An 11,616-nucleotide genomic window follows, 5' to 3' on the forward strand; every position below is an offset into this window, starting at 1 on the left:
CGTTAGCAATGCCCCTGGTTTTGTATTGATATGCAATGATTAATATCCAGGATTTTGAACAAGAGATTTATTAGTATCAATCTCACGTTGTGGAATCGGAATAACTAATTTATTATCGCTGAATGGTAAAGTCCCTACGTTTTTCTTAACGCGTTTGGCATCATGAATTTGTTGGCCTTCGAAAGCTAGTTCTAACTTACGTTCCGCTAAAACATCATTGATAGTAACTGTAGCTAATTCACTAGCACCAGCTCTTGCTCTGATTAGATTTACATCACTTAATGGAGTAGCGCCAGTAGTTGTACCCAAACGAAGATTAGTTTCAGCACGAACCAGATACATTTCTGCTAAACGAACTACTGGAACATCACCATACTGATCTAAGAATTTAGCTGTAAATGTATTGCCAGATGCTCTTACGAAAAAGACACCTCTTGAATCACCTGATTGATACAAGTTAAGGTGTTTGGTTTGTACACGAATATCACCACGACCCTGATAAGTTGCAGGGGCATAATATAGATTCAAGTCATTTGCACCATCCTGATCTGTCACGAGAATTTTGAAGATAATCTCACTATCATTCGTTTCATCAGAGAACGCCTCATCAAAAGTTTCAGTCAATGAAAACTGCTGACCAGTAATTACTCTGTTGGCAGCGTCGCGTGCAGCAGCATAGTTACTTTGTTGCAAGTAAACTCTGGCCAAAATTGCCTGTGCTGCACTTTTTGAAGCAAAACCCGTATTTGAAGGATTACCTAAAAGACTTTCAGCTTTAGTAAGGTCTTCAATTACTTGTGCGTAAACAGCGGCTACAGTTGCTCTTGGGCGGTAATCTGCATCACTTACTCCACGGGTAGGAGTAGTAACCAAAGGTACGCCAGGGTTAGTGTTCGCATCGCCATCACCCCAGGCTTTTGCCCAAAGTCTTACTAAATCGAAATAAACTAAACCACGAATAAAACGTGCTTCACCTTCTACACTATTCTTTTTATCTGCGTCAACTTTATCAATGGCTGATAATACGTTATTAGCAATATTAATAGTATTATAAGCAGCTAACCATGTTAACTGAGCCTGACCATTGGTTGTTGTAAAAGTTTTACGCCATAGTTCATCCATTGTAGTGAATGTTCCACCAAATCTTACTTCGGACTCATCACCCAATAAATCACCTGAATATTGAATAGCACCTCCGTAAAGGTCATTATCACTTAGGGCATCATAAGCACCTGTAAGCGTTACTTCTACAGCTTGTGAATTAGCAAGCGCTTCTGATTCATCAATCGATGCCGTTGGTTTTACGTCTAATTGGCTGTCGCAGCTTGTCATAAATGCGACAGTTGCACCAATAAATAACCAATTTTTTATATTTTTATTCATTTTGTCTGATTGCTTTAAATAATTTAAAAAAGATCGCTGCTTCCTATTTAATAACGAAATAGAAATTAGAAACTGATATTTAAACCACCCATAATAACTTTAGCTTGTGGCGTAGTATAAAAGTCATAACCTAAAGCAATATTAGATACAACGTCATCGGCGTTTACTTCAGGATCCCAACCAGTATACTTAGTGAAAGTCAAAAGGTTTTGTCCGGTTAAATATAATCTTACATTACTTATTTTAACCTTGCTCAAAAGAGATTTCGGAAGGTTATAAGCCAAGGTTACATTACGCAGACGAACAAATGAACCATCTTCAATGAAACGACTTGAAGGTTGTGCTCCATTATTGTAATACAAACGTGCCTGAGGAACTTTTGTATTCGTATTTTGAGGAGTCCATGCATCTAATTGGTTGACAGTCTGGTTGTCTTCAAAACGACCGTTAGCAGAAGAGTAACGACCTACACCATAGAAATTCAGCTTATTACCAAACACACCATTAAAGAACACGCTCAACTCGATACCTTTGTAGCTGAATGTATTAGTAACACCTCCAATCCATTTAGGAAGCGCGCTACCTATAATTGTACGTTGTGCCTGAGAATAGTTATTAGTTGTTTCTCTGCTTAACGAACCATCAGCATTTGGTGTGTTTTTGTAGAATAAAGCATCACCATTGGCAGGGTCAACACCAGCATACTCTACAGTGTAGAATACACCTAGTGGCTGGCCTTCTACTGCGCGGCTCATGTTGTTTAGCCCACCCTCAATTACTTGTCCTTGCAGGTTAGTAATTTTGTTAGTGTTGGTTGATGCATTCAAGCTTGTTTTCCATTTGAATTGTCCTACAAGGTTATCTGTATTTAATACAAATTCAAAACCTTTATTAGTTAATCCACCAACGTTTTTCAATTGCGTAGCAAAACCTGTAGTACCCGGTACGTTCACATTCAACAATAAACCGGTTGTATTTTTTTCGTAGTAGTCAATTTCACCATTGATACGGTTTTTCAGGATACCAAAATCTAAACCGACATCAATTTGCTGCGTAGTTTCCCAACTTAAATCAGGGTTCGCTAATTGGGCAGGAGCCTGGCCAGGTAAAGTGCCATAACCCGCGCCACCTGCAAACAGGCCTAAGTGACCAAAGTTAGCAATTTCAGCATTACCCGTTTTACCCCAGCTTGCACGCAATTTCAAGAAACTGATAGCTTCGATATTTTTCAGGAAGTTTTCTTCAGTCAGAATCCAGCCTGCAGATACCGCCGGGAAGAAACCATAACGATTGTCTTTACCAAAACGAGAAGACGCATCAGTACGTGCACTTAAGCCAATCAGGTATCTTTCATTAAATTTGTAGTTTACACGGGCAAAATAAGAAAGGAAATTATAATTGGTTTCGCTTGAGCTTGCATTTGTTTTACGAGCAGCACTGGCGATCATACGGTAAGCATCAGATGGGAAATCTCTACCCTCAGCCACGTTTGTTTTTATTTCTGAGCTTTGGAATGACATACCCGCGGTTGCATCAAATGCGTGCACGCCAATCACATTGTCATACACAAAATAATTGTTGGTATTGTAGTTTTCAACCCTTACAAAACGGTTATATCCGTATCCTTGCGGAGCACCGAAATTACGTTGTGTTTTGCTATTGTAGTATTGTTCTTCTTGTTGGTCTAATAAATCTATCGCTACCTCTGTACGGAATTTCAGACCCTTAAAGAATCTGTATTCACCAAATGCGTTACCAATATTACGGTGTACATTCGTATTATAGTATGCGTTGCCTATATTGATCAGAGCATTATAATACAAAGGAATTGAAATATCTCCCGGAGGCATACCTACAGGAAGACCTGTTTCAGGGTCATTAGCAGGAGTCATTGGAGGAAGAGCTACCAATTGTTGAGGGTTGTCAAACTGACGGTCACCTGATACACGTTGGTTGTATGAGCGGGTAAGACCCATATTCATACCTACTGTTAGTTTGTCTGTAACTTTATGAGATAGGTTTAAACGACCAGATAAACGATTGAAAGCATTACCAGCCAGAATACCTTGTTGATCTAAAAACTGTCCTGATAAGAAAACAGTAGTTTTCTCTGAACCACCACTCACACTTAAATCATATTGTTGAGATGGCGCATCCTGATAGGCCAGATCAGCCCATCTGGTATCTGCTTGTTTCGCAGTCCCCAACGTTCCTAAACTTTGTGTCTGGAAGAAACTTTCCATATACTGAGAATATGAATCAGGATCTGTAGTTGAATACCCTTCAATGGCATCAGAATTGGCTGCTGCTTTGCGGTAAAAGTCGATATATTGCTCAGTATTCAAAAACTGTAATATATTGGTAGGCTTGCTTTTTCCATATTGCACACCAAATGTAACGTTAGTTTTGCCTGCTTTACCTTTTTTAGTGGTAATCAGAATTACCCCATTAGCCGCACGTGCACCATAGATAGCTCCGGCAGAAGCATCTTTCAGAATCTCGATTGACTCAATATCCTGTGGGTTGATGTCTACTGTTGGGTTAGTGGCACCGCCTGCAATAGATAGGTCACCTTGTGTCATCGGAATACCATCAATTACATACAAAGGCTCGTTTGAAGCCGATACTGAAGACTGTCCACGTACACGAATCTGAATACCCTGAGCTAATTTACCAGTACCCTGGTTGATTTGAACCCCGGCAGCTTTACCCTGGATACTTTGTTCGAAAGTAGTAACAGGCATATCTGCTACATCACTTCCTTTGATTTTAACGATATTACCGGTCAGGTCACGTTTAATTTGAGAACCGTACCCTGTTACTACCACCTCGTTCAATGTTTGTGTAGCAGGAACAAGCACAAAGTCTACAATACTACGATTGTTTACCGTTTGCTCTAAAGTAGTAAAGCCAATAAAACTGGCCTGAAGAACACTGTTAGCCGGAACACTGATTCTGTAGCTTCCGTCTACGTTGGAGGTTGTACCTCTTGTTGTACCTTTGACTGTAATAGAAACTCCCGGTAGTGGACTACCATCTTCAGTTGAGGTAACTTTCCCTGTTACATCAACATCCTGTGCATTTCCCCAGAAAGAAATAAAGAGGAATAGACAACCTAATGAAACCCGTAAAAGTTTGTTCATTCGCATTTTAGTTTGTTATAGGATTAATTAAAGAAATTAAAGTTAAATTAAAAATAGATAATTACCTCACATATAGGAGTCAAAAGTGGCAACAAATGCTAATAATACGCTTTATATACAAGAGAAACTTGTAAAAATTCAAAAAAAGTAAATATTGAGACTAATAAAATAAATAGCAGATGAGTAAAAGTGATAGCCTGTTTAGTTTGAATTAAATTGATATCTTTTAATAATCATAGGGTAAAATAGTTGTTTTTTTATATCATAAAATGGTCTGTCCAAATATCAAAAAAAATTAGATGTATGCCAAGAGAATGCCTACAAAAAAGCAGATCGTACAGACAAAAGACGAGAAAATAAAATAATGTGCTGTCAATTATCGAAACATTTTTTTATTTTTTTGTTAATTTACTTAAAGTCTCTTCTAATCGGTCAAAATTTTCCTCGTTTGCCCCTGCAATAAAATCCTTAAGATTGTTGTAAACCTTTGGTGATTCCAGAATCATAGCATAGCTTAATTGTGTACAGTTGGGTTGATCAGTATCAGTAAACGTAACAGTTCCTTTATAATAAGGCCCACTGGCGTGATCAAAGACAATTTTCTCTAAAGGCACAATTTCTCTGAAAACAATTTTGTTTTTATAGTCCTTGCCATCAGGGCCACGCATAATAAAATTCCATTGACCATCAGGATTAAAATCAAATTCATGAAAAGTATTGGTAAATCCTTTTGGCCCCCACCATTGGGCTAAGATTTCAGGGTCTGAATACGCTTTAAATAATGTTCCTTTTGATACCTCGATAACACGGGTAGTAATAATTGCAGGCACGTCATCAGTAATAGGTTCTTGAGTAACGCTCATGGATAGATTAGTAGTAAAGTGATTATATGCAATGATGGCAAATGTAAAAAATATTCTGAATCAAATTCAGGGTTTCGGTTTATTATCTTTTATTTACAATTGAAATAATAGTTCGGAGTAGAAAAGATATTTGCAATGCCTATCATCATAGAAAAACAATATAATAATCATTCTTATTTAGCTGTGTGGCATATTACTGAGTCTCATAATGAATTGCAGGCCATGTTACCTTCTGAAATTCTGACAGATGCCGAATTGGCAAGTATACACCACCCAAAAAAGCAAATAGAGTTTTTTTGTAGCAGATTAACTATCAAATATCTGGCAGATAAATTAGGAATTAAATATCTGGGAATTAAAAAGGATGAATACGGTAAACCTTATCTGGTAGGTTCTACGTGGCAATTTTCATTGACACATACAGCCGAATATATAGCAGTAGTAATACACGAAAGCCAATCATTGGGTATTGATATGGAACAACCAAGCGAAAAGCTTCTGAGAATTGCCCATAAGTATTTATCTGAAACCGAAAAAAATGCCGCTAATAATGATTTAGACAAACTCTGTATTTACTGGTCGGCCAAAGAAGCTTTGTATAAACTATATGGGAAAAGGAAAGTGATTTTTATTGATAACCTGCTGATCTCTCCATTCAGCAAAGACCAACAGGTTATCAAAGGACGATTGAGAATCAACGATATTGATGAACAATACTCATTGATTGTCGAGAAGATAGCGCAATATTATTTAGTTACAGTTTGTTAGAAACGCCTTCAGCAATTACTCAGATAATAATTTTAAGATATTCTCCATTTCATGCACACGTTCAACATCCGATACTTTCTCGAACGATACTATTAGATTACGTAATACCCTGCAAACTATATCCAGATTGGTGCAAGGTTGGAAAAAACTATCTTGCGGCAACAGATGCATTTGTTTGATATAATTGGTTATGTCCGCCTTAGAAAAAATAAGCCCCCGGTTAAATACATTAATATAAAACTGTATCTGCGGATTTTTATAAGTTAATACAAATAAGCTCGGCAGATTAACCCCACTAATTGGTAATCCTAAACGCCTGGCAATGAGCATATAAATGACACAAAGCGAAATGGGATTCCCTTTTTTCTGCTCAAAAACCTGATTGAGCATTGAGTTGGCAGGTGAGTGAAAGTTCTTGGTATTGGGTACGAACTTATATTTCTCAAAAAATACCTGATTCAATATTCTTATCTGGTCATGGGGGTGTAAATCATCTCTGAATTCCAGCCAGACATCAAAATAAATGTCGTTAATACTTTGCCTTAATTTTTCTAAACTCAAATCAGGATACTGATACGTTGCTAGCATCCACATACCCTCCAGAAGGTCCTGGTGCCCGCTGTTTTTCCATTCCAATAAGCGGGTAGTCAGCAAATTATATTGTAAATCATGAATCAAGTCTTCTATTTTCTTCTGTAATACAGGATTCAACCCATTTTCCTGCCAATGGTCTTCCAATAGTGGAATCACAGCCCCACCTATCGTTCGCAATTGCTTCTCTACGTGTTGCACTACTTCCAGATCATCATCATCAAGTAGTGTAACTAATGCTTTTATTTCAGATTCTTTCATAGCTATTCCCCCTTTCTAAATCATAATTAATTGATTGCCAGTAAATTAACCTACCGCTTACTAACAAAATGAAATTCCAAAGCTCAAATTTTGCTAATTACACCTCTAAATTCATACTTTTGTTAAAAAAACAAATAGTTTTATAAAAACTTTTTTTTCACACTAACAGGATATTTCTAGCTTATGAAAATTTTAGTAACAGGCGGAGCCGGATTTATTGGCTCCCATACAGTAGTCGAACTGATTAACGCTGGCTATGAACCTATAATTATTGACAACTTTAATAACTCTGAAAAAACTGTACTAAAAGGACTGAGAAAAATCCTGAAAAGACCTGTGAAGTGTTATGAGAAAGATTGTAACGACGTAAAAGCACTAGAGCAAATCTGCAAGAAAGAAAATATTGAGGGTATCATCCATTTTGCTGCCTATAAAGCAGTAGGAGAGTCAGTGGCAGAACCTTTGAAATATTATGAGAATAATATCGGTTCAACCCTGAGAGTTTTAGAAGTGATGATGAAATTAGGTATTAAGAATCTTGTATTCTCTTCATCATGTACTGTATACGGTCAACCTGATGAAATTCCTGTTACTGAAGATACTCCGCGCAAACCTGCGGCTTCTCCTTACGGTAATACGAAAACTATCTGTGAAGATATTCTGAGAGACACAATTACAGCCGGAAATCCGCTGAAAATCGTTGCCCTTCGCTATTTTAACCCTATAGGTGCACACCCCTCTGCCAACATTGGTGAATTACCAAGAGGAGTACCAAGCAACCTCGTGCCTTTTATTACTCAAACAGCTATTGGTATCAGACAAAAATTAACAGTTTTTGGCAATGATTATAATACCTCAGACGGTACAAATGTCAGAGATTTTATTCATGTAGTTGATTTGGCAAAGGCACATGTTTCGGCACTAAAATTGCTTTCTAATCAAAAAGACAATTACTACGATGTGTTCAATATTGGTACAGGTAGGGGTAATACAGTTTTAGAGATTATCAAGGCTTTTGAGAAAGTAAATAAGGTAAAACTGAATTACGAAATAGGCCCACGCAGAGCAGGCGATGTAGAGAAAATATACGGAAGCGTAGAGAAATCGGAGAAACTAATGGGCTGGAAGACCGAAAAAACTTTGGAAGATAGCGTGAAAGATGCCTGGAGATGGGAAAAGAAAATAGCAAAAAATAAAAAATAAGCGGATCAAAGCATAACAAATGATTTGTCTAAGTGTTTGACTTATTTAAAGAAAGAATAAAAATGCAATCAAAACACATTTTAATAACTGGCGGCGCAGGTTTTATCGGTTCTCATGTGGTTCGCCTTTTTGTTACTAAATATCCTGATTATCAAATCGTTAATCTCGATAAATTAACTTATGCTGGTAATCTTGAAAACCTGAAAGACATAGAAGATTTTCCGAATTATATTTTTGAAAAAGGAGACATCGTTGATGCTGACTTCATCAATGGATTGTTTAAGAAATATAATTTTGATGGGGTTATTCACTTAGCAGCTGAGTCTCATGTAGACAGGTCTATCTCTGACCCAATGGCCTTTGTGATGACCAATGTAATAGGTACAGTAAATCTATTGAACGCTGCCCGTGAGGCCTGGAAAGAAAGTAATTATGAAGGCAAGCGATTCTATCATGTATCTACCGATGAGGTATATGGCGAATTGCACGACCCTAAAGAATTCTTCTTAGAAACTACCAGCTACGACCCTCGTTCGCCATATTCAGCTTCTAAAGCTTCTTCTGACCACTTTGTAAGAGCATATCACAATACTTATAAATTGCCTGTAGTAGTTTCTAACTGCTCAAATAATTACGGACCAAATCACTTCCCTGAGAAATTGATTCCGTTGATGATTAATAATATCATTCATAACTTCCCATTGCCAGTATACGGTAAAGGTGAAAATGTGAGAGACTGGCTTTTTGTAAAAGACCATGCGCGTGCCATTGATGTGATTTACCATAATGGTGTAAACGGGGAGACTTACAATATAGGTGGTTTCAATGAATGGAAAAATATTGATATAGTGCATACATTATGCAAAGTGATGGATGAGAAATTGGGACGCCCGGAAGGTACCTCTGTCAAACTCATTACTTATGTACAAGACCGTGCAGGTCATGATTTAAGATATGCCATTGATGCCACTAAACTAATGAATGAATTAGGCTGGAAACCATCACTACAATTTGAAGAAGGCCTAGCGATTACAGTAGATTGGTACCTGGCTAATACGAATTGGCTAAAAAATGTAACCAGTGGTGATTACCTGAATTATTACGATAGTATGTATACCAATAGATAATAACTATCTGACTATATAAGCAAGAAAAACACGAGACCCTCGTGTTTTTCTTGCTTAAGAGCTTTATTTATCCACAGATTTCCTACTCCAGAAACTGGCTAGTAGCGAGCCATTAATATTCATAATAGGCCCAAATAAAGCTGGGGCTACACCAACAGTCGCTAACTTACCCATCGCTTTAGCTAAACCTGAGGCCAATCCTGCATTTTGTAAACCTACTTCAATAGCTACTGTACGGCAATCCTGCTCGGGTAATTTAAATAATCTTGCTCCCCAATAGCCTAAGATGAAACCGCCAACATTATGTAAGATAGTAGCAAAAACTAAAGCTATCCCAACTGTTTGCAGTGATTTTTGACCTGCTGCTGTTATAATGACAATGATAACAGTTATACCGCCCATTGAAATAAGTGGTAATATTTTTTGTAACCAGTCATTACGGTCTTTCAGGATTTTATTAATCAAAAAGCCTATAGCGATGGGTACAATAATCATTTTACAAATATCAATTACCATAGGCCAGAATGCTATATCAATAAACTGACCACCCAGAAGTTTCATTAGAAATGGTGTAAGCAAAGGTGCCAGAATAGTGGCTATAGAAGTAATGGTAATTGAAAGTGCTACATTAGCTTTAGAAATATAAGAGATCACGTTAGATGCCAGACCACTAGGCGAACAGCCAACCAGAATTACACCTGCGGCGATTTCAGGAGGGAAGTTAAAAGTACTAGCAATGGCAAAGCCTAAAAAAGGCATGATTGTAAACTGACAGATTAGGCCCACAATAACAGCCTTAGGCATTTTTATCACTCCTAAAAAATCATCATAACTCATGGTCGTACCCATACCAAACATAATAATCTGCAAAAGCGGAATGATTAATTCTTTCAATTGAAAACCATTGACCTCGATAAAGTACTCAGGGAAGAAATAGGCAACAGAAACTGCCACTATAAGGAGTAGCGTATAGATATAGTTTCTCATGAAATAGATAGTGTTTTAGGTTGAATAGTATAGGTTTTGTGTGGTAAGTAAATATAGTAATCTAATCAGGCTTTAGGATGAGCCTGTTGATAGACTTTCTTCAGTTTTTCAATGGTATTGTGGGTATAAACCTGGGTTGCGGCAAGGCTTGTGTGGCCTAATAAATCTTTAATGGCATTCAGGTCAGCACCGCGATTTAATAAATGAGTGGCAAAGGTATGTCTTAATACGTGTGGGCTTCGTTGTTCGAGAGACGTAACCAAAGATAAATATCTCTTAACCAGACGTTGAATAAACATAGGATATGCCTGAGTACCATTATCGGTGAGAATCAGGTAATGATTATCCTTGTTTTCCGGGTTTTCGATAAGGACTTCTTCCCTGCATTTCAGATAAATATTAATTGCTTCTACCAAAGTTTTGTTAATAGGAATTACCCGATGCTTGTTTCTCTTACCTAATACAGTCAGATTGTTATTATAAAAATTAATATCTCCTATTTTTAAGCCTATCAATTCGGCCAAACGCATACCTGTGCCATACAGTAGTTCTAATACCAATTTATCCCGCATTCCTGCAAAATCATTGGCGAACTCAACATCATCCAACATGGTTTGCATGGGTTTTTCTTCTACAAACTTAGGTAAGCTGCGGTCGGTCTTAAGTGCTTTTACTTTAAGCATGGGGTCGGCAGCGATAGTCTTTCGGCGAAGTAGAAAATTGTAATAACTGCGAAGGGTAGCAATTTTACGATTGATACTCCGGTTATCCATCTTTTCTTCGGCCATACTGGCAATCCACGACCTGATCATTTGGGAGTCAGCTTTTTCAGGCTCCTTTAATTCGTATTGAAATTGGAGGTAGAGAGAAAACTGCTTCATGTCGCTTTCATACGCAGTAATTGTATGATGACTGAGCCTTTTTTCGAATTGAATATGCTGTAGAAAATAAGAAACCATACTAACAATTAACTATTTACTTTATGCAAATAGAACTGCTAATATGGTTTAAAATATATCAGGAAACAATTAACCAAACGAAATTTATCGTCTGAGCCAACTGCTTATTGACTAAATTTCTTCGTTGCTTCTTAATTGACCAACATAACGAGCATGAATGATTTCGTTACGACGAGCTACAGAAGGTTTTTCAAAAGCCTGACGTTTACGCAACTGGCGCAATACACCCGTTTTTTCAAATTTCTTTTTAAAACGTTTCAACGCTTTATCAATAGACTCGTTTTCTTTTACATTTACTACTAACATATTAATACACCTCCTTTTGTTTGGG

At 37.3% G+C, this 11,616-nt stretch carries 10 protein-coding genes; 3 read left to right on the forward strand and 7 right to left on the reverse strand.

What is annotated here, in order from left to right:
* Positions 1–39: 39 nt before the first annotated feature.
* The 3 genes from D0T08_RS21960 to D0T08_RS21970 all read right to left on the reverse strand — a co-directional run bounded on the left by D0T08_RS21960 (position 40) and on the right by D0T08_RS21970 (position 5,389).
* Entirely contained in the window at positions 40–1,383 is a 1,344-nt protein-coding gene (locus D0T08_RS21960; RefSeq protein ID WP_116984891.1) for a RagB/SusD family nutrient uptake outer membrane protein, read from the reverse strand.
* A 65-nt stretch (positions 1,384–1,448) separates the two neighbouring features.
* A complete protein-coding gene (locus D0T08_RS21965) occupies positions 1,449–4,526 on the reverse strand; it encodes a TonB-dependent receptor (RefSeq protein WP_116984892.1) in 3,078 nt (1,025 codons plus the stop codon).
* Positions 4,527–4,918: 392 nt separating this feature from the next.
* On the reverse strand, positions 4,919–5,389 hold the full coding sequence (locus tag D0T08_RS21970; RefSeq protein ID WP_116984894.1) for an SRPBCC domain-containing protein: 471 nt from the start codon (positions 5,387–5,389) through the stop codon (positions 4,919–4,921).
* Positions 5,390–5,524: 135 nt separating this feature from the next.
* Between D0T08_RS21970 and D0T08_RS21975 the strand changes: the two genes are divergently transcribed.
* The gene (locus D0T08_RS21975) at positions 5,525–6,157 is read left to right on the forward strand and encodes a 4'-phosphopantetheinyl transferase superfamily protein (protein ID WP_116984896.1); all 633 of its coding nucleotides are present in this window, start codon (positions 5,525–5,527) and stop codon (positions 6,155–6,157) included.
* A 15-nt stretch (positions 6,158–6,172) separates the two neighbouring features.
* Here the strand turns inward: D0T08_RS21975 and D0T08_RS21980 are convergent, their stop codons facing one another.
* Entirely contained in the window at positions 6,173–7,009 is an 837-nt protein-coding gene (locus D0T08_RS21980; protein ID WP_116984898.1) for a transglutaminase-like domain-containing protein, read from the reverse strand.
* 183 nt (positions 7,010–7,192) lie between these two features.
* On the opposite strand from D0T08_RS21980, the gene galE reads away from it, so the two are divergent.
* Both galE and rfbB read left to right on the forward strand, forming a co-directional pair.
* Positions 7,193–8,212: a UDP-glucose 4-epimerase GalE gene (galE, locus tag D0T08_RS21985; protein WP_116984900.1), complete on the forward strand. Its 1,020-nt coding sequence runs from the start codon at positions 7,193–7,195 to the stop codon at positions 8,210–8,212.
* Positions 8,213–8,274: 62 nt separating this feature from the next.
* Positions 8,275–9,339, forward strand: coding sequence for a dTDP-glucose 4,6-dehydratase (rfbB, locus tag D0T08_RS21990; protein ID WP_116984902.1), 1,065 nt, complete (start codon positions 8,275–8,277; stop codon positions 9,337–9,339).
* Positions 9,340–9,402: 63 nt separating this feature from the next.
* Here the strand turns inward: rfbB and D0T08_RS21995 are convergent, their stop codons facing one another.
* The 3 genes from D0T08_RS21995 to rpsU all read right to left on the reverse strand — a co-directional run bounded on the left by D0T08_RS21995 (position 9,403) and on the right by rpsU (position 11,591).
* On the reverse strand, positions 9,403–10,326 hold the full coding sequence (locus tag D0T08_RS21995; protein WP_116984903.1) for a bile acid:sodium symporter family protein: 924 nt from the start codon (positions 10,324–10,326) through the stop codon (positions 9,403–9,405).
* Between the two features lie 65 nt (positions 10,327–10,391).
* The gene (locus tag D0T08_RS22000) at positions 10,392–11,285 is read right to left on the reverse strand and encodes a tyrosine-type recombinase/integrase (RefSeq protein WP_116984904.1); all 894 of its coding nucleotides are present in this window, start codon (positions 11,283–11,285) and stop codon (positions 10,392–10,394) included.
* A gap of 111 nt (positions 11,286–11,396) precedes the next feature.
* On the reverse strand, positions 11,397–11,591 hold the full coding sequence (gene rpsU / locus D0T08_RS22005; protein WP_116984906.1) for a 30S ribosomal protein S21: 195 nt from the start codon (positions 11,589–11,591) through the stop codon (positions 11,397–11,399).
* Positions 11,592–11,616 lie beyond the last annotated feature (25 nt).

Source organism: Emticicia sp. C21 (genome assembly GCF_003418935.1).
Taxonomy (GTDB): domain Bacteria; phylum Bacteroidota; class Bacteroidia; order Cytophagales; family Spirosomataceae; genus Emticicia.